Origin of the sequence: Streptomyces sp. NPDC091682, assembly GCF_044756625.1 — a bacterium.
Lineage (GTDB): Bacteria > Actinomycetota > Actinomycetes > Streptomycetales > Streptomycetaceae > Streptomyces.
In genome coordinates this window covers 276,567-295,347 of sequence record NZ_JBIVTH010000002.1, presented here as the reverse complement: position 1 = coordinate 295,347, position 18,781 = coordinate 276,567, and the positions used below count along the sequence as shown (strand labels likewise).

General features: G+C 73.2%; 15 protein-coding genes and 2 pseudogenes. 10 read left to right on the top strand and 7 right to left on the bottom strand.

The genetic code is table 11. The features are described from left to right. Nucleotides 1-6: 6 nt before the first annotated feature. The 4 genes and pseudogenes from ACIQK6_RS05725 to ACIQK6_RS05710 form a co-directional block, all read right to left on the bottom strand. Nucleotides 7-1,206 (bottom strand): AAA family ATPase, encoded by a 1,200-nt coding sequence (locus ACIQK6_RS05725; RefSeq protein WP_402694384.1) that lies wholly within the window; start codon nt 1,204-1,206, stop codon nt 7-9. Beyond that, entirely contained in the window at nt 1,203-2,882 is a 1,680-nt protein-coding gene (locus ACIQK6_RS05720) for an ankyrin repeat domain-containing protein (protein ID WP_329095981.1), read from the bottom strand. Before ACIQK6_RS05720 ends, ACIQK6_RS05725 begins: the two co-directional genes overlap by 4 nt. Then, on the bottom strand, nt 2,879-4,015 hold the full coding sequence (locus ACIQK6_RS05715; protein ID WP_402694383.1) for a gala protein: 1,137 nt from the start codon (nt 4,013-4,015) through the stop codon (nt 2,879-2,881). Before ACIQK6_RS05715 ends, ACIQK6_RS05720 begins: the two co-directional genes overlap by 4 nt. A gap of 73 nt (nt 4,016-4,088) precedes the next feature. Then, nucleotides 4,089-4,161 (bottom strand): annotated as a pseudogene (locus ACIQK6_RS05710). Between the two features lie 398 nt (nt 4,162-4,559). Here ACIQK6_RS05710 and ACIQK6_RS05705 point away from each other — a divergent pair. The 6 genes from ACIQK6_RS05705 to ACIQK6_RS05680 are packed head-to-tail and all read left to right on the top strand — an operon-like array spanning nt 4,560 to nt 13,663. Beyond that, nucleotides 4,560-5,618, top strand: a complete 1,059-nt coding sequence (locus ACIQK6_RS05705) for a 3-oxoacyl-[acyl-carrier-protein] synthase III C-terminal domain-containing protein (RefSeq protein ID WP_329095979.1) — start codon at nt 4,560-4,562, stop codon at nt 5,616-5,618. A gap of 3 nt (nt 5,619-5,621) precedes the next feature. Next, the gene (locus ACIQK6_RS05700) at nt 5,622-6,476 is read left to right on the top strand and encodes a hypothetical protein (protein WP_329095977.1); all 855 of its coding nucleotides are present in this window, start codon (nt 5,622-5,624) and stop codon (nt 6,474-6,476) included. Beyond that, on the top strand, nt 6,473-8,524 hold the full coding sequence (locus ACIQK6_RS05695; RefSeq protein ID WP_329095974.1) for a fatty acid CoA ligase family protein: 2,052 nt from the start codon (nt 6,473-6,475) through the stop codon (nt 8,522-8,524). The genes ACIQK6_RS05700 and ACIQK6_RS05695 overlap by 4 nt, the downstream gene beginning before the upstream one ends. Then, nucleotides 8,509-9,648 (top strand): NAD-dependent epimerase/dehydratase family protein, encoded by a 1,140-nt coding sequence (locus tag ACIQK6_RS05690; RefSeq protein ID WP_329095972.1) that lies wholly within the window; start codon nt 8,509-8,511, stop codon nt 9,646-9,648. The genes ACIQK6_RS05695 and ACIQK6_RS05690 overlap by 16 nt, the downstream gene beginning before the upstream one ends. Then, nucleotides 9,645-12,950, top strand: coding sequence for an amino acid adenylation domain-containing protein (locus tag ACIQK6_RS05685; protein ID WP_402694382.1), 3,306 nt, complete (start codon nt 9,645-9,647; stop codon nt 12,948-12,950). The genes ACIQK6_RS05690 and ACIQK6_RS05685 overlap by 4 nt, the downstream gene beginning before the upstream one ends. Beyond that, the gene (locus ACIQK6_RS05680; protein WP_329095968.1) at nt 12,947-13,663 is read left to right on the top strand and encodes a formyltransferase family protein; all 717 of its coding nucleotides are present in this window, start codon (nt 12,947-12,949) and stop codon (nt 13,661-13,663) included. The genes ACIQK6_RS05685 and ACIQK6_RS05680 overlap by 4 nt, the downstream gene beginning before the upstream one ends. Here the strand turns inward: ACIQK6_RS05680 and ACIQK6_RS05675 are convergent. Then, nucleotides 13,632-13,922: a hypothetical protein gene (locus ACIQK6_RS05675; RefSeq protein WP_329095965.1), complete on the bottom strand. Its 291-nt coding sequence runs from the start codon at nt 13,920-13,922 to the stop codon at nt 13,632-13,634. The genes ACIQK6_RS05680 and ACIQK6_RS05675 overlap by 32 nt on opposite strands. Nucleotides 13,923-14,126: 204 nt before the next feature. Continuing rightward, nucleotides 14,127-14,420 (bottom strand): DUF6342 family protein, encoded by a 294-nt coding sequence (locus ACIQK6_RS05670; protein WP_327732956.1) that lies wholly within the window; start codon nt 14,418-14,420, stop codon nt 14,127-14,129. 1,068 nt (nt 14,421-15,488) lie between these two features. Between ACIQK6_RS05670 and ACIQK6_RS05665 the strand changes: the two genes are divergently transcribed. The 3 genes and pseudogenes from ACIQK6_RS05665 to ACIQK6_RS05655 all read left to right on the top strand — a co-directional run bounded on the left by ACIQK6_RS05665 (nt 15,489) and on the right by ACIQK6_RS05655 (nt 16,821). Further along, complete coding sequence (locus ACIQK6_RS05665; protein WP_329095963.1) at nt 15,489-15,959, top strand: lamin tail domain-containing protein; 471 nt, start codon at nt 15,489-15,491, stop codon at nt 15,957-15,959. Nucleotides 15,960-16,105: 146 nt separating this feature from the next. Further along, nucleotides 16,106-16,530 (top strand): annotated as a pseudogene (locus tag ACIQK6_RS05660) (transposase); the annotation flags it as partial. A gap of 33 nt (nt 16,531-16,563) precedes the next feature. Then, on the top strand, nt 16,564-16,821 hold the full coding sequence (locus ACIQK6_RS05655) for a DUF6221 family protein (protein ID WP_402694381.1): 258 nt from the start codon (nt 16,564-16,566) through the stop codon (nt 16,819-16,821). Between the two features lie 123 nt (nt 16,822-16,944). Here the strand turns inward: ACIQK6_RS05655 and ACIQK6_RS05650 are convergent, their stop codons facing one another. Then, the gene (locus ACIQK6_RS05650) at nt 16,945-17,724 is read right to left on the bottom strand and encodes an NAD(P)H-dependent oxidoreductase (protein WP_402694380.1); all 780 of its coding nucleotides are present in this window, start codon (nt 17,722-17,724) and stop codon (nt 16,945-16,947) included. A 138-nt stretch (nt 17,725-17,862) separates the two neighbouring features. Between ACIQK6_RS05650 and ACIQK6_RS05645 the strand changes: the two genes are divergently transcribed. After that, nucleotides 17,863-18,774 carry a helix-turn-helix transcriptional regulator gene (locus ACIQK6_RS05645; protein ID WP_402694379.1) on the top strand — a complete coding sequence of 304 codons (912 nt, stop codon included), beginning with the start codon at nt 17,863-17,865 and terminating at the stop codon, nt 18,772-18,774. Nucleotides 18,775-18,781 lie beyond the last annotated feature (7 nt).

Here is an 18,781-nt window from a genome sequence, read left to right as displayed (position 1 = left end):
CTGGGCTCAGTTGCCGCCCGGCAGCGAGCCGGACAGCTGGAGCAGTTCCACGAAGGCGTCGATGCCGGCGGGCACCGGCCAGTCGAGGTCGCGCATCGCGGCGAGGTCGGCGGCGGCGCGGGCGGCGACGTCGGGCACGCCCGCGTCCACGGCCTTGGCGAGGACCGCCCAGCCCGCTTCCCAGCGGGGACGGGTGAGCTCGCTCTGCACGGCCGCGACCACGGCGATGAGGAAGGCCAGCTGCCGGTCGCCGCGCTCGGGCAGGGCGAAGGCGTCGGGGTCGGCCAGCACCCGGTCCGGGTCGGGCAGGTCGAGGTGTTCGAGGTACGAGAGCAGTTCGATCCCGGCGGCTTCGCCCACGGCGCCGGTGAGCGCGGCGGCGAGGGCCTCCCGGCCCGTCGATGCCGCGTACCCGGTGGCCAGCAGCCGCAGGGCCATCTCCCAGGTGCGCGGGGAGGGCCAGCCGCGGCCCCGTCCGGCGGCCTCGGCCGGCATGTGGTGGACCAGGCCCGGACGGGCGGTGAGGAAGCCGGAGACGGCCCCGCGGGCCCGGGCGACCGAACCGGCGGCCTTGGCGGGATCGACGGCCGGGATCGCCACCTCGGGCCAGGTGCCGGCCATGCCGCGGGCCACGGTGCGCGGGTTGTGCGTCCAGTCGAGGTGGACGAAGCGGTTCGCGAGCGGCGGGCTGAGGTGCCAGCCGTCGGCGGCGCTCGCGGGCGGGTTGGCCGCGGCGACGATCCGTACCGCCGCCGGTAGTTCGAGGCTGCCGACCCGACGCTCCAGGACCACGCGCAGCAGGGCCGCCTGCACGGCCGGCGGGGCGGAGGACAGCTCGTCGAAGAACAACAGCCCGTGGCCGGTGCGGGCGAGGCGCACCGCCCAGTCCGGCGGTGCCATGGGGACGCCCGTGGTGGCCGGGTCCTCGCCGACGATGGGCAACCCCGCGAAGTCGGAGGGCTCGTGGACGCTGGCGATGACGGTCTCCAGCCGGACGCCGAGCGCGGTGGCGAGCTGCTCCATGCCAGCGGACTTGCCGATACCGGGCTCACCCCACAGGAGGACCGGCTGATTGGCCGTCACGGCCAGTGCCAGTGCTTCCAGTTGGGGGTTGGTGGCGGGTTCGGTGCGGGTGGCGTCCAGCCGGGCACCCAGGGCGTCGGCGGCGGCCAGGGCACGGGCGGGTTGTGGCTGGGTCGCACTCACGCGTCGTCGTCCTCGTCGTCCTCGTCCGCGTCGTCCTCGCGGTACTCCAGGTGGTCGTCGTACCAGTCTGCGCCGATGTCGGGGAACTCCTCGTCGACGCGGTTCCGCAGGAAGGCGAGGTCGGTGCGCCTGTAGCGGCGGATCACCTGGGACAGCGACAGTTCCATCTCGTCGGTGACGTCGATCCGGGAGCCGGCCGCCAGCAGGTCCCTGACCAGGTCCGCCGAGCCGCCCCAGTACACCGCGGACAGCAACGGGGTGCGCTGCCCGGTGTCCCGTGCCTCCAGGTCGAGTCCGGCCGCCAGCAACCGGGGCAGCAGCACCTCGTGGTCGAGCAGGTTGAGGGTGTGCAGCAGGCCGCGGCCGCGGGCGTCCCGGATCCGGGGGTCCATACCCGCGTCCAGCAGCGCCACCACGCCCGGGGTGTCGCCGTGCTGGACGCGCAGGAAGAGCTCGTGCCGCTGGGCCCGGAGGGCGCGCGGCAGCCGCCCCTCGCCCGTCGTCCAGCTGTGCTGCACGGCGAAGCACCCGGAGACCGCGCCTCCGAACGCCCGCATGGCGCGCTCGCGTTGCTGCTCCTGCGGGGTGTGCGGTACGTCGAGCACGCCGCCGTGTGAGCGCACCGCGTGCCATCCGCCGCCGCAGCGCACCCGTACCGGCCCGCCCGTATCGGGGCCGGTCGGGACCACGGCGGGGTCGGCGCCGGGGAACAGCGCGGCGGACACCAGCGGGTGCAGCTCGCGCGGGGAGACCAGGCCGGTCCGGACCAGTTCGGGATCGGGGAGCCGCTGCCGGGCGTACCGGGGCAAGGCCGGTACGGCGAACGCCTCGCCCAGTTCGATGATGCGGGCCCGCAGCCTGTCGGGGCCGACGTGTTCCAGCAGCAGGTAGGTGCGCCAGCCCGCCGAGATCCGGTAGCGGTCGCCCGCTCCCGCCGCCACCAGCCGCGCCACCTCCGGCGCGAGCCGGCCGAGGTCGATCGGCATCCCTGCGAGGAGGGCCTCCGGGTCCCTCGGGCGCTGGTGGGGCTGCGCGGCGGGCACGCGCAGGTCGCACTCGATGCCCGCCGCCGCATAGGCCCCGACCGTGTCCCCTGCGGCGCGCAGCAGGGCGATCCGCTCGGCGAGGCCTTCCGGGTCGGCGAAGCGCGCGCCGAGCTCGGACGCGTGGCGGGCGTCCCAGAACGGCCGGACCGCGGTCCAGTCCTCCGAGGCGAAGCCGCGCCCGGTGTACACGTTCCGCTTCTTCGTGGTGACCGGCGCGCAGTGCAGGCGCAGCCGCTGCGGGCCTTCGCTCATGCGGGGTGTGGTGACCGACAGGGTCGGACCGCCGGGGCCGCCGTAGGAGGCGAGCAGGATCCGCAGGTCGGTGGCGATGGTGGTGCGGCCGCCCCCGTACCGGGGCAGGTGCCAGCGCAGCAGGTCCGGGGCGAAGTGCCGCAGGTCCTCCGCCAACGCCTCGGCCACGGCGCCTCCGTAGCGGGCCTCCACCGCGGGCAGCTCGAACTCGACGTCCACGGCGGCGGCCGCGCAGGCCGCCCGCCAGTCACCGGCCAGCCGGTGCGCGGTGGCCTGCTCGATCATCCAGCCGGGCACGGCGTAGCGGCGGATCCGCTGCCAGGCCAGGCGGTCCTCCGGCCGCAGGCCGCCGGGCAGTTCGGCGTTCTCCACGCTCACCGGTACACGCTGCCGATGGCGCGGACGTCCGGGTGGGCCGCCCGGGCAGGGCGGAGCCGTTCGGTGAAGGAGCGCTTCACGCGGCGGGGCAGGCCCGGGCCGAGGCCCACGTACTCCAGCGGGCTGTCCGCGGGCACCGCCGCGAGCAGGCCCTTCGCACCGCGCCCGGTGAGGCCGGTGTGGCGCAGTTCCAGCCGGCGCAGCGGGCTGCCGGGGAGCGCCGCGGCCAGGGCGTACGCCCCTTCGTCACCGGGGTCGTTGCCGGGGGACCCGAGGCTGCGCTCCGACATGGCCCGCCCGAGGTCGAGGGCTTCGATGCCGTCGAGGGAGGCGGCCAGGCTCCGCGCTCCGGCGGCGCCGATGCCGTTGCCGCCGAGCCCGAGACGGACCGGACGGGCGGAGTCGGCCGCGGCGGAAGCGAGGACCGCGGCGCCCCCGTCGCCGAGGTGGTTGGCGGGGACGTACAGCTCGCGCACCCCGGCGTCCCGTATCAGGGCGGCCAGCAGCGGGGCGGCGTCCGGGCCGAGGCCGTTGCCGCCGAGGAAGAGCCGTTCCAGGGGCTGCTCGCGCTCCAGCAGGGCGTCGAGCAGGAGGCGTACGCCGTCGGCGCCGATCCCGGTGTTGACCAGGTCGAGCGTGCGCAGGGCGGTGTTGCGGCGCAGCAGCGCGGCCAGGGTGCGGGCGCCGTCCTCGAAGAGCGGGTTGCGCTTGAGCCAGAGGGCGCGGACGGTCGTGTCGTCGCTGAGGGCGCCGGCGAGGGAGCCCACCCCGTCGGGGCCGATCCGGTTGCAGCCGAGGTAGAGGGTGTGCAGCCCGTGGTTTCCCGTGAGGGCTTCGGCCAGGGCGACGGCGCCCGCGTCGCCCATGGCGTTGGTGCCGAGGAGCAGGTGCCTGGCGTGCGCGGAGGCGGTGGCGGCGGGCAGCAGGCGGGCCGCGCCGGCCGGACCGAGCCCCTGCTTGCAGAGGTCGACGCGGCCGTCGGTGCGCAGGGTGCCGAGGGGGAAGCTCTCGTCGGTGTCGACGGGCCGGTCCGCGGCCAGCCGGGCGAGCAGCGGGTCGAGGCGGGCCGGGTCGGCCGGTGGCAGGTCGGGGTGCTCGATCGCGGGGCACCGTACGGGTGTCGGCTGTGTCATCACCACTCCACCGGTTTCATTCGCCGGTGCCCGGCGTCCATCACGACTTGAAGGAGAACTGCAGAAGTAGACGCAAGACCGGTCGGATTCGAACCGACGTCCTCCAGCTCGATGCGTGGGCGCGACGACCTCTGCGCTACGGCCTTGCTGCCGGCGATCATACCCATCCGACGGCCCGAAATCGATCACCAGTTTGGCTGGATGGTCGGTGTGGACCCGCTCTCGCGGGCGTCGGGGTCCGCCCCGCTCACGCCCCGCAAGGTGGACCGAGTGGTTCCGGACAGGTTTTCGAGGGTGCGGGGTGCTGGGGCGCAGGGGGCGAGGCGCGAATTCCGCTCGGCGTCGCGGCGGTAACGGGTGGTAATGGGTGGCCGATATTCGACCACATGTTCCTGATTTGCGAAGCCCTGACACATCGACGACATCTCCGTACGCTACGGTAACTTGACTGTCCGTTATTCCCCGGACGTCCTTTGCATCCCTCTGTCAACCACCGCCCTGGCACTCCCTCGCCCCGGGCGGACCGCTACGGAGAGCGACACACATGAGCACCGCCACGTACAGCCGAATAGAAGCCTTAGGCGTCTGCCTTCCGGCAACGGTCCAGACCACCCCTCAACTCGCCGCCTCGGTCCCGGGGCTGGGGGAGGCGGACATCGAGAAGATCACCGGGATCACGGAGAGGCGCGTGTACGACCCCGAACCGGCGGCCGGCGAGGACTCGTTCGGGATGGCCCTGGCCGCCGCCCGGGACGCGCTGGAGTCCTCCCGCTACCGGGCCGAGGACCTCGACATCGTCATCTCCGCCTCGATCACCCGCTTCAAGGACGGAAGCCGCTTCGCCTTCGAGCCGTCCTTCGCCGCGATGCTGGCCCGGGAGCTGGGCGCCCGCTCCGCCATCCACTTCGACGTCTCCAACGCCTGCGCGGGAATGATGACGGGCGTCTGGCTGCTCGACCGGATGATCCGCTCCGGCGCCGTGCGGCGCGGCCTGGTCGTCAGCGGTGAGCAGGCGACCCGCGTCGCGCAGACCGCCGCGCGCGAGATGACCGACTCCTACGACCCGCAGTTCGCCTCGCTCTCCGTGGGGGACTCGGCGGCCGCGGTCGTCCTGGACGTCTCCGCCGACGCCGCCGACCGCATCCACTACATCGAGCTGATGACCTGCTCCGAGTACTCCCACCTGTGCATGGGCATGCCCAGCGACCGGACCCCCGGCATCTCCCTCTACACGGACAACAAGAAGATGCACAACCGGGACCGGCTCAAACTGTGGCCGCGGTTCCACGGGGACTTCCTGGCGAAGAAGGGGCGGGCGTTCGCCGGTGAGGAGTTCGACTACGTGATCCAGCACCAGGTCGGCACCCGCTTCATCGACTACGTCAACCAGACGGCCGAGGCCGAGTTCGGCGCCCCCATGCCTACCTCCCTCTCCGTGGTGGAGCGGTACGGGAACACCGCCACGACCTCGCACTTCCTGACGCTGTGCGAGCACCTCAGGACGGGCGGCGCCCGCCCCGGGGCCAAGTACCTGATGGTGCCGGCCGCTTCCGGCGTGGTCACCGGTGCCCTGTCCGCGACGCTCACGAACGTGGGGGTGTGAGCCATGGGCATGGTCATCACCGCAGCGGCGACCGCCCTGCCCGACGCGTCCGCCCCGGCCTCCGTCGTGGACCTGGCGGGCCGGGCCGCACGGGGCGCCCTGGCCCGGGCAGGAGTGCCGGCCGCTTCGATCGGCACCCTGATCAACGTCGGCGTCTACCGGGAGCACAACACCTTCGAACCGGCCATGTCGGCCCTGGTCCAGAAGGAAGTCGGCATCAACCTCGACTACATCGCCGACCCCGAACCGGCCGCGGGCTTCTCCTTCGACCTGATGAACGGAGCCTGCGGCGTGCTGAACGCCGTACAGGTGGGCCGGTCACTGCTGGAGACGGGAACCACCGAACGGCTGCTGATCACCGCTGCCGACGTCCACCCCGGCGGCGACGCGGACCGCGACGCCGACTACCCGTACGCGGACCTTGCCGGTGCCCTCCTGCTGGAGCGCAGCGCCGACCCCGCCGCCGGGTTCGGACCGGTACGCCACTACACCGCCGACCGGCCCACCGACGTCGAGGGATACCTCGACACCGCCACCATGGGCCGGCACGGGCGGACCACGATCACGGTCCGGCGCGAGCCGGGCCACGCGGAGCGGCTGAGCGCGTTCGCGGAGCGGGCCGCCGCCGACTACGCGCAGGAGATCGGCATCGACCTCGACCGGACCCTGGTGATCGGCCCGCCCACGGCCGAAGACGGCGCAGCGGGCCGGGGAGAACCACACACCGCGGCGCCGGTCCTCGGCTACCTCCGGGCGATGGACGACGCCCGCCGCGACGACCACGACCAGCTCCTGTTCGTCTCGGTCGGCGCCGGCCCCAGCGCGGCGTGCGCCCTCTACCGGCCCGAGGGGTGGTGAGCACCGTGCCGCAGACGGGGTTCACCGGCGACCCGGCCGTGGAGCAACCGGCCGCCGTCACGGGCGGCGTGGCCGGGTGGCTCGAGCGCAACGCCCGCGCGTTTCCCGGCAAGCCGGCCGTCATCCACCCCGACGGCCGGGACTCCGGCGGCTACGCCACCCTCACCTACGGCGAGTTGCAGGAGAGGGTCGAGGAACTGGCCCGCGGATTCCGGCGCGCCGGCATCACCCGGGGCACCAGGACGGTGCTGATGGCACCGCCCGGGCCGGAACTGTTCGCCCTCTGCTTCGCACTGTTCCGGGTCGGGGCCGTGCCCGTCGTCGTGGATCCCGGCATGGGCGTACGGCGCATGCTGCACTGCTACCGGGCCGTGGGCGCCGAGGCGTTCATCGGGCCGCCCCTCGCCCACCTCGTGCGCGTCCTGGGCCGCCGTACCTTCGCCGGTGTACGCATACCGGTCACCCTGGGACGGCGCCGGCTCGGCCGCGGCCACACGCTGGCCGCGCTGCGCGCCACCCCCGCGACCGTGCGGTACGCGGACGAGACCGCGCTGCCCGGCGGGGACGACCTGCTGATGATCGGCTTCACCACCGGAAGCACGGGCCCCGCCAAGGGAGTCGAATACACCCACCGCATGGCGCTGTCCATCGCCCGCCAGATAGAAGCCGTCCACGGCCGCACCCGCGACGACGTCTCCCTGGTCACCCTGCCCTTCTACGGCGTGCTCGACCTGGTCTACGGATCCACCCTGGTCCTCGCGCCACTGGCTCCCGCCAAGGTCGCCCAGGCGGACCCGGAGCTGCTCGTGGACGCGCTGGAACGATTCCGCGTCACCACGATGTTCGCCTCGCCCGCCCTGCTGCGGAACCTGGCCGGGCACCTCACCGGCGCCGCCCGCGGCCGTCATCCGCTGCCCGAGCTGCGCTGCGTCGTATCCGGCGGGGCGCCGGTGCCCGACGCGGTCGTGTCCGCGCTCCGCTCCGTCCTCGACGAGAAGGCACGGATCCACGTGACCTACGGAGCCACGGAGGTCCTGCCGATCACCTCGATCGAGGCGGCCGAGATCCTCGGCGACGACCAGGCCGACACCGGTCGCGAAGGCGGCGGTACCGCGGCCCGCGCCGCCGCCGGCGAAGGGACCTGCGTCGGCCGGCCCGTTCCCGGCACCCGAGTGGCCATCGCCCCCGTCACCGACGGGCCGCTCGCCCGCTTCGACCCCGCAACCGGCCTGCCGGCCGGGCGCGTCGGCGAGATCCTGGTGCAGGGCGACTCCGTCAGCCTGCGCTACCACCGCGCACCCCGGTCCGACGCCGCGCACAAGTCGACCGAGGAACGCTCCGGCGGCGCAGCCCCCCGCATCTGGCACCGGACCGGCGACCTGGGCCACCTCGACGCCGAAGGTCGGCTCTGGTTCTGCGGGCGCGCCACCCAGCGGGTCCGCACCGGCTACCGGGACCTGCACACCGTGCGCTGCGAGGGGGTCTTCAACGCCCATCCGCTGGTCCGGCGCACCGCACTGGTCGGCATCGGGCCGGCCGGAGCACAACGGCCCGTCGTCTGCGTGGAGACCGAGACCGGCCCGGACGGGGCGGCGCTCGACGAAGGCGCGTGGACGGAGCTCGTCGCCGAGCTGCGCACGATGGCCGAGGAGCACGCGGCGACCGCCGGCCTCCAGGAGTTCCTGCGCCACCCCGGCTTCCCCGTGGACATCCGGCACAACGCCAAGATCGGCCGCGAGGAACTGGCCCGTTGGGCCGCGCGGCAACAGGCCCGGCCCGCGTCGTCCGCGGGCCGGCGGGCGGCCCGGATCGTGCCGCTCGCCGGATGGGCGTACCTCGTCGGCGGGGCGGTGTGGGCCGCGGCCGGGGACGTTCCCGACGTCCCGGTGCTGCGCTGGCTGTGGTGGACCGACGCCTTCCTCAGCATCGGCGTGCACGCCGCGCAGATCCCGCTCGCGCTGCCGCGCGGCCGGGCGGCCGGACACGGGACCGCCTCGGTGGTCGGGCGCACCATGCTCTACGGCGCGACCTGGTGGCGGGCGCTGTGAAGATCCTGGTCACCGGAGCATCCGGATTCCTGGGCGGGCACCTGGTCGACGGCGCCCTGGAGCAGGGATTCCAGGTCCGCGCCCTGGTCCGCCCCGGCAGCGATGCCGTACGGCTGCGCTCCCTGCCCGGCGTCGAGGTCGTCACCGGCGACCTCACCGACGACGCTTCGCTCGAACGGGCGGCAGCGGGCTGTCAGGCGGTCCTGCACAGCGCGGCGCGGGTCGTCGACCACGGCAGCCGGGCCCAGTTCGAGGCCGCCAACGTCACCGGCACGCAGCGGCTGCTCGCAGCGGCGCGGTCGGCGGGGGCACGGCGGTTCGTGTTCGTCTCCAGCCCGAGCGCCCTGATGCGGGTCCGGGAGGGCGACCGGCTCGGCATCGACGAGAGCACCCCGTACCCGCAGCGGTGGTTCAACCTCTACTGCGAGACGAAGGCCGTCGCCGAACAGTACGTACGCGCCGCCGACGGCCCGGAGTTCACCACCTGCGCCGTGCGCCCGCGCGGCATCTGGGGGCCGCGCGACCACGCCGGATTCCTGCCGCGCATGGTCGAGGCCATGCGCGCGGGCCGGTTGCCCGACCTGTCGGGCGGCAAACGGGTCCTGGTCTCGCTCTGCCATGTCGACAACGCGGTGGACGCCTGCCTGCGGGCCGCGCTCGCCCCCGCCGGACGGGTCGGCGGCAGGGCCTACTTCGTCGCGGACCGCGAGGAGACCGACCTCTGGCCGTTCTTGGCCCGGGTCGGCGCCCTCTTCGACTGTTCGCCGCCCGCGCCGCGCATCCCGCTCGTCCTCGGCCGCGGGATGGCCGCGGCGGTCGAGACCGGCTGGCGCCTGCGCCACCGGTCCGCAGCCGGCAGCGGTACCGAGGCGGCTCCGCCGCTGAGCCGCTACATGATGGCGCTGCTGACCCGCTCGGCGACGTACGACACCGCTGCCGCCCGGCACGACCTCGGCTACGCCGCTCCGCGCAGCCAGGCCGACGGGCTGCGCGCCCTGCAGGAGTGGGTGACCGGGGTGGGCGGCGTCGCCGCCTGGACCGCCGGCCCGGCCGTCTCCACCGGCACCGGGGCACCGGTCCGCCCCGCCCCCGACCACATCGAACAAGGGAACACCAAGTCATGACGTCCCATCAGGTCGATGCCGGTGTCGGAACGGATGTCGGTGTCGGTGTCGGTGTCGGTGCCGTTGTCGGCACCGATGTCCGATACCGGCGTCCGGTGTCGCCCACCGAACGCCTCTACCTCTCCGCCGGGGACCCCCGCGGGGCCATGGCCCTGCGCATCGTCGTCGAGGGTGACGGCGTACCCGACCCCCGGGCCTTCCAGGCAGCCGTGACCCGGGCCGCCGAGTCGTGCCCGGGGTCACGGCTCGTGCGCACCGGGGCGACGTGGAGCGCCGGGGGGTCGCCGCCGCAGGTGCGGTACGACGTACCGCGCGCCGGAGCGTACGCCGACTCGGCCCCGGGGACGGTCGCGTTGCCCGCAGGGCCGTCGCGGCGGACGGAGCCGCCGGGCTGCGAGGTGCTGGTCGTCCCCGGCACGGACGGGAAGAGGGCGGACGGGAAGTCCGCGGACGCGAAGGCGACCACCACGATCGTCTTCAGCGCCTCGCACGCCGTGATGGACGGTCACGGCGCCCTGACCTGGGTACGGGAGGTCTTCCGAGCCCTGCGCGGCGAGCCCGCCCGGCCCGCGCCCGACACGGATACCGACATCGGGCTGCTGCGCCGGCTCGGCAGCACCGGGCCGCGGCCCACGCCGGGGCCTCCCCGGCGTTCCCCGCTCGGCCCGGCCGACGGCGCCGGCCGCCCGCTCCGGACGCTGTGGCTGCGCCGCACCCTGCCCGGCCGCCGTCCCGCCCTCACCGCCCGCCTCGCGCAGGCCCTGGCCGACGCCGCAGGGTTCGACACCCGCGTCATGGTCCCCGTCGACCTGCGCCGCCACCGTCCCGGGATCGCGGCCACCGGCAACCTGAGCCTGCCGCTGTTCCTGGACCTGCGCCCCGGGGAGGACTGGACGGCCGTGCACACCTGCCTGCTGACCGCCCTGGCCGGGAACCACGAACTCGCCACCGGATTCGAATCGGCCCTCGCGCCGCTGCCGCGGCCCGTGACCGCAGCTCTGCTGCGCACCGCACAGGCCGTGGCCTCCCGTACCGACCGGCACCTCGCTTCGGCCGTCGTCTCCCACCTCGGCCGCCTGGACCTGGCGGAGTTCTCCGGCGGCGGCTTCACGGCGTCCACGGCGTACGCACTGCCGGTGCACGCCCCGTTGGTCCCGCTCTCCCTGGTGGCCGCCGAGAGCGGCACGGCGACCGAGATCACGCTGGGCGTCCGCGGCGGGGGCCCGGATCTCGGCGCCCGCGCCGCGCGCTTGCTGGACGCGGTCCTGGCCGGCCTCGAACCGATCGAGGAGCAGGGCCCCGTCGAAGCGGAGGCGGCGGCCACGGGCCCCGCACTCCGGGCGGCGTCCCCGGTTCCGATCGCCCCGGTTCCGATCGCCCCGGTTCCGGTCGCTCCGGCTGCGGTGGTCCCGGCTCCGGTGGTCCCGGACTCGGCCCCGGACCCGGCCGTCCCCGAACTCACCGTCGTGGACGCCTTCCGCGCCCGGGCCGCCCGCACCCCCGACGCGCCCGCGCTCGACGGGCCCGGGGGCGTGGTCACGTACGCCGAGCTCGACCGGCGCTCCGACGCCGTCGCGGACGGGCTCCGGCACCGCGGCGTGGGACGCGAGGACCGGGTGGGACTCGTCGTCGACCGCACGCCCGCCGGAGTGTGCGCCCTGTGGGGCATCCTCAAGGCGGGTGCCGCCTACGTGCCGCTCGACCCCGGCCATCCCGGCGTACGGATCAGCGAGATCCTCCGGGGTTCCGCCACCGGTCTGTGCCTGACCGGACGACACCTGGTGGAGGAACTCGCCCCCTTCGTACCGGGAACCCTGCTCGCCGTGGAGGACCTCCTCGACCACGCCCCCGGCCCGGACGCGGACGGGGACGGGGACTCGGAGGGCGCCCCGGCGGACGTACGGCCCTCGGACCTCGCGTACGTCATCCACACCTCCGGTTCCACCGGCCGCCCCAAGGGCGTGCAGATCGAACACGGAAGCCTCATGGGATTCGTCCGCTGGATGACCGACGTCTGCCAGGTGAGCGCCCGCACGCGCTTCGGCTTCGCCTCCTCCTACGCCTTCGACATCTCGTGCTTCCCCCTCTTCCTGCCGCTGCTGGCCGGCGGTACGGCCGTCCTCGCCCCCGGCAGGCCCTCGCCCGCCGCCCTGCGCGAGCTGGTCGCCGAGCACGGCGCCGACACCCTCGCGCTCACCCCCTCCCACCTCGCCCTCCTCGGCGCCGCGGGCGACGGGCCCACGCACCGGTTGCGCACCCTGCTGCTGGGCGGCGAGCCCCTCACCCCCACGGCCGTACGGTCCGCGCACGCCGCCTTCGGGTCCGATTGCCGCGTCATCAACGCGTACGGACCCACGGAGGCGACCGTCGCCGTACTCGCCCACACCGTGGACGGCGGCGAGGGAGGCGCCACCGTCCCGATCGGCCTCCCCGGCCCGTACGCCCGCGTCGACCTCGTCACCGAGGACGGCGAGAGCATCGGCAACGGACCGGGCGACACCGGCCGCACCGGCGAGATCGTCGTACGCGGGGTCCAGGTGGCCCGCGGCTACCTCGGTGGGTTCGACGGCCGTCCCTCACCCTTCAGCACCGGCCCCGACGGCGTCCGCGCCTATCGCACCGGCGACCTCGGACGCCGACTGGCCGACGGAGCCGTCGAGTTCGCCGGGCGCATCGACGAACAGGTGAAGATCGCCGGGCACCGCGTCGACCCCGCCGAAGTCGTCGCCGCCCTGGAAGCCCACCCGGCCGTCCGCCGCGCCGTCGTCGTGCCCCGCCGCCGCCCGCACTCCACGGCGGCCGTGCTCTGCGCGTACGTGCTACCGGCCGTCGACGACCCCGCGATCCGCACGGATCTGCCCCGCAGCCTGCGGACCGAGCTCACCCGGACGCTCCCGACGTACCTCGTCCCCGCCCATGTCGTGGTGATCGACACCCTGCCCAGCACGGTCAGCGGCAAGGCCGATCTCGACGCCCTCCCCGACCCCTTCGCCCACGCCGCGCCGGGCGGACCCGCACCGGCACCGGCAGTCGCCCCCGTCACCTTGGAGGAACGGGTCAGGCACCACTGGGCGGAGGTGCTCGGCGTCGACGGCGCGCTGCTGTCGGCGGACTCCGAGTTCCACGCCCTCGGTGGTGATTCCCTGGCCCTCGTCGAGATGCTCACCGCCGTCTCCTCGGACCTGCTGACCCCGGGGCAGGCCTCCTGGTTCACGGGCCGTCTCGACAGCCTCGTGCGCAACCTGACGCTGGAGCAGGTCTGCGAGCACCTGGCCGCCGCCCGCGAGGAGGTGTCCGCATGATCTTCGTCGGAGAGGGAGCACTGCTCCGCCGCGCCGTCGCCCACGCGGCCACCCGTGGTCACCCGGTCGACCTGGTCTGCTCCGCCGACCCGCTGGACGCCGCGGCCGCCGACGCGCCCCACCTCGCGGTGGCGGACGTCAACGCCCACGCCGACACGCTGGCCCGGGCCTGCACCGACGGCATCGTCTGGTCCCTCAACAACCGGCAGATCTTCCGGGAGCCCCTGCTCCGGGTCGACGGCCTGCGCATCCTCAACATCCACAACGGGCTGCTGCCGCGCCATCGCGGACTGCCCTCCGTCGCCGTCCTGTTCGCCCTGCTGAACGGCGACACGGAGTACGGCGCCACGGCCCACGAGGTCGACGCGGGCATCGACACCGGTCCGGTCCTGGCCGAACACCGCTTCCCCATCGGGCCCGAGGACCGCTACCACCAGGTCATGCTGCGCGGCATCCGTGCGTGCCAAGCACTGTTCGAGCAGATCCTCCCGGAGGTCACCACCGCGACCGCCCGCCCCGGGCGCGCCGCGGCGGCCCAGCCGTCCGCGTACTACGGCCTGCGCGCCCTGGACCGGCTCGACGCCTATCGCGACCACCCCGCCTACCCCCGCGCCACCGACCTCGGCCCCTTCGCCGCCCACGCCCCCGAGGTCGCCCGGGCGCTGCTCCGACCGCCCTCGCTCAGCCCTCCGGGGCGGTGTTCAGGCGGGTGATTTCGGCAGCGTGAGCAGCGGTGCGGACCGCCGCAGCACCGGAGACGTACAGGCCGGTGCCGACCGTGGCCAGGGGGAGGGAGAGGAGCAGTGCGGCGAGCATCGGGCCCAGGTCGCGTTCGGCGTCACAGCCCTCGCCCTCGTCCCTCTGGCACGACACCTTGAAGTCGGTGTCCTGGTGGAAGGCGCGCGAGTCGCACTTGATGGGCTCGGTGCCCCGGCCGCGGTCGATGCCCCAGGAGCGGGTCTCGTCGAGCATGTCGAGTGTGCGAGCTGCGAGGAATGCCAGAAGGGCGGGAAGAGCGTGCCCCCCGCCCCCCTGGGCCATCAGTCGAGCCTGGACGCCTCGACGCTGTTCATGCCTTCCCGAACCCTCCGACGGTGATGTCGGCCTGCTGTGAGTTCACTGCGGCCGGACGTCTGATCGGTGTTGCCGGCCGGGGAGGGTGGCTTGCGCCGCTGCCTAGTACGACAGGTCCTTCTGCTCTGTGATCAGGCGGCCGGCGATGTGCAGGTTGCCGTCGGAGTCGAGTACCGCGATGACCTTCTTCGTGGAGCCGTGGTGGGTCGTGAAGTAGATCTTGTCCGCCTCCTGCGAGGTGGAGTAGTTCGTGTTCACCGACAGTTCGATGCTCACCGGAGAGCTGATGAGCACGTCCTTCGACGTCGGGGTGATCTGGTTCTGCCGCAGTTTTATACGGCCGTGGTTGTCGCCCTCATCCCAGTCCGACGCCACTCCGAGATCGATCTCAGCCATGAGGTTTCCCCTCCAGTTCCGGCGGGCCGTTTCCTCCTGGCGGGCTCTGGCAGCGTCGTTCCTTACACGAAGCCCGACAAGACGCGCCCACTCCCGAGTGAAAGAACTTCTTCGGCTCGGATGACGTGTGGCATCACCCGAACCGGTGAGGAGCCTACGCAGCCCGCTCACCTGGCGAGGGGTAGATTCCGAAAATGTTCAGTTTATATTGAAGAGTTACCATTTTTGGTCAAGTTGGTTGCTGCAGTTGGATGCCAAATGCCCTGAAGGCCCACCGGACCCGGGCTCCGCGCCGAGCCGGGCGAAGGCCGCGAGCCGGCCCACGGTCGAGGGTCCGTGAGGACCGGATGGCCGGCACCTGCTCCGGCGAGGTCAAGGGCTACGACGGCCCCGTGATCCCGGCCCCGGAACTTGTGCGGTTCGTGCCCGCCGGTTCCGCAGGACGCTCCCAGGGCCGCTGGCGGCCCTGCTGATCGAGATCACCGAGCAACTGACCGCCACGACCGCGGCCTCGCCGCCGGCCGCGCCGCGCGCCGTCGGCGTCTCCGCCGAAGAAGTGGCCACCGGGCTCGGGGCCACCCGCTCCAAGGCGCTGGTGCTCGTTCTGACCGCGCAGGACGGACAGCAGCACGCGATGACATCGGGCGTACGCGGCTCCCGGCGAGGGGTGCGCAGCCTGCCAGGCTCGAGAAGCATGTACGAACCACGGGCTGGCGTGCGAAGAATTCCGCAGAACGGTTGTTACTTGAACGACTAGCCCGGGTGGGTGAGGTGGGGGAAGAGTGCGCCCGGTGGTGCGCCGGAGCGTGTTGACCCTGATGTCCGGTTTGCGGGGCGGGTGGGTGTAGCGGTCAGTGAATGTCAGGGGCACGTTCGGGCGGAATACGTGCATCCGGAAGGCGACTGTGACGGATATGTCCGTGTCTGGTAACCGGCGTCGGCGGGGGCTGCGGTGGGGTTCGTGTCGGGTCGAGAGTGTGGCCATCGGCTCACCCCGAGCCGTCTCCGCAAAAGCCTCCACCGACCTGCTTCGGCAGGTGGGGCACTGTTCTTGAGGGAGCGTCACCCATGTCATCTGCTTCTTCCTCCGTACGCCGCATCGCCGCCACCGTCCTGGCCGCCGGCGCCATCGTCTCCGCTGCTGCGTTGCCGGCGGCCGCCGCGGACGGCGACCGTCACCACCAGCAGCGGCCGCGGGTGGAGATCAGCCGGGTCCAGGCGGACAGCCCCGGACGTGAAGACCGCTCGAACCGTTCCCTGAACGGGGAGTGGGTGGAGATCACCAACACCACCCGCAATGCGATCAACCTCCGTGGCTGGACCCTGCGCGACAGTGACGGCAACCGCTACCGCTTCGACAACGTCCGCATCGGCTCCCGTGCCACCATCCGGATCCACAGCGGCAACGGCCGTGACACCCGTACCGACCTCTTCCAGGACCGCCGCGACTACGTCTGGGACAACCGCTCCGACACCGCCACCCTGCGCGACGACCGCGGCCGCACCGTCGACACCGAAACCTGGGGCCGCCGCCGCTAACCACCGTCGTCAGCAGGTCGCAGAACCTGCTTGATGCAACCCACCGGCAGCCGGACCATGCGGCTGCCAACCGCTGACCAGCACGCGAGTACGGGCCGTCGCCCCACCGGGCGACGGCCCGCACTGCTGACCTCGTTAGCGACGTCCGGGCGCGTCCCCTGGCCCTCCGCGTCACCGCAGGCCAAGCGGGCGACGCCCCGACCTTCGAGACCGTCATGGCGGGCATCCGTGTTCCGCGAAGCGGACCCGGGCGACCGAGGACCGACCCGATGCCGTCCTGGCGGACCGTGCGCATTCATCCCGCGCGATCCGCAATCACCTCCGGCGGCGCGGAATCCGCGCTGTCATCCCCCAGGCGTCCGACCAGGTCGGCCACCAGTTGCGAAGCGGCCGCGACGGAGGCCGCCCACCGGCCTTCGACGCCGAGGCCTACAGACAGCGCAGCGCCGTCGAACGGTGCATCAACCGACTAGAGCAGTGGCGCGGCCCGGCCATGCGATCGGACAGGCTCGCCATCGTCCACCAGTGTGCACTCCACCTCGCCGCCGTCCTCATCTGGGCAGCTGCTTGACCGCCGAAACGCCTTGCCCGCGAAGATGACCACATGGACGATCTCGTGAAGTTCCTCGTCGCACGCATCATGGACGACAACCATGCCTACGCCTACGTGGCCGAGACCCTTGGCGGCGAGGCCCTTCTCGACAGCCACCTCCCCATGCTCGACCTGACCGAGCAACTGGCGCACGACTACAAGGCCATGGCCCCCTCGGACCCCCGCTCGGCCGGCCTGGCGTACGCGCTGCAAGTCCTTGCCCAGTCATACACCCACCACCCCTCCTACCGGCAGGAATGGCGCCCGTAGCCTTTCAGGAGACAGTCCCCAGGGCCGGTGTGGCGTCTTGGTCCCGAGACGTTCCCGTCCGACCCCAGGTCACCACGACCGCATGGTGCAGCGTGCCGGCGGCCCGGAGGGTGACGGGTGTGCTCAGCCGCGCAGGTGCAGTCCGAAACCCGTGCGGCCCGCAGGCTCGAGGCCCTCCTTCAGGTGCAGGGAGGGGATCTCGTAGTCACCGAAGTTCTGCCGCCGGAACGCGATCGGCTCCGTCGACTCCAGGGTGAGCAGTCGCTGCTGCCAGGCCTCGGCGACGTCCGGGTAGCGCTCGACGGTCATCCGGTCGGTGCCGTGCAGCACGAACGGCGGCAGTACCTCGATGCCCGGGTAGTACAGGATGCCGTGCTGGAACGGGAACAGCAGGTCCTCGATGGGGCCGTTGATCCCGCGGGCGGAGTAGTGGGACTCCGGGCCGCCGACGGTCACCGACAACAAGGCCCTCCTGCCCGCGAGGGTGCCTTCGCCGAAGCGCTCGCCGTACTTGGTGTCGCTGTGCTCGCCGACGCCGTAGGCGAAGCGGTAGGTGAACACCCGGTCCACCCAGCCCTTGAGGATCGCGGGCATCGTGTACCACCACAGCGGGAACTGGAAGATGATGGTGTCGGCCCACAGCAGCTTCTCCTGCTCGGCGAGGACGTCCGGGGTGAGCGCCCCGGCGTCGAAGGCCCGGCCCGAATCCAGGGCGACCCTCAGCGGACTCGACGCGTGGGGGCCGTAGTCCGCGGCGTCCACGACCGCCTTCCAGTTCATTGCGTACAGGTCGCTCACCCGTACCTCGTGCCCGGCGGCCTCCAAGGTGGACACCGCGAGGTCCTTCAGCGAGCCGTTGAGCGACTTCGGCTCCGGGTGGGCGTGGACGATCAGCGTCTTCACGGGAACTCCTTCGGATCGGATGCCCCGATCCTGGACGCGTCGGCGTCCGGCGTTCAGGGGCGCCCCTTCCGTCGGACCGGACTTCCTGGTACCGACAGGACCACCCTCACGGGCGTCACCGGGACCATACTGGGACGCATGGACGATCTTGCTGGCTTCCTGCGGACCCGGCGCTCCCGGGTCGACCCGGCGACCGTCGGCATCCCCACCGACAGCCGCCGCCGGGTGGCCGGGCTGCGCCGCGAGGAGGTCGCGCACCTGTCCGGCGTCAGCGTCGACTACTACGTACGCCTCGAGCAGGGCCGCGCGACCCAACCCTCCGAGCAGGTGCTCGACGCGCTCGCCGGCGTCCTCGACCTCGACGAAACCGAACGCGGGCACCTCTACCGGCTCGCCAGGCAGCGGCGGCGCCGGGCGAGGGCGCCGGGCAACGGGGTCCCGCCGACCGGAGGCCGGGGGAAGGTCCGGCCGGAGGTGCTGCGCGTCCTCGACCTGGTCGCCGACGCACCCGCGCTGATCATGGACCACCGCCTGGACGTGCTGGCCGGGAACCGCCTCGCGGGGCTCCTCTACGGCCGGCCGGTGCCGGGCCTGAACACCGCCCGGCACATCTTCCTGGAGGGGGCGGAACGCGGCCTCTACGCGGACTGGGAGACATGCACCCTCGACGTGGTCGGGCACCTGCGTCTGGCCGCCGGTCAATACCCTGAGGACCCCCGACTGGCTTCGCTCATCGGTGAGTTGGCGATGGGCAGCGAGCGCTTCCGCCGACTCTGGGCGCGCGCGGACGTGCGCGCCCGCACCCACGGGCGCAAGGCGTACCGGCACCCGCTGGTGGGGCTGCTGGAACTGCACCAGGAGAACTTCGCGCTACCGGGTGAATCGGGCATGGAACTGCTGGTGTTGTCCGCGGCCCCGGGCAGCCCCGCCGAGGACGGTCTGCGCCTGCTCGCGGGCCTGGGCGCGGACAGTGGTGCCGAGCGGGTGTCGCCGCGCCCGGCGGCCGCCGCGTCCGCTCCGTTCCCGACTTCCACCCGCACCTCGATGTGATGGGCGC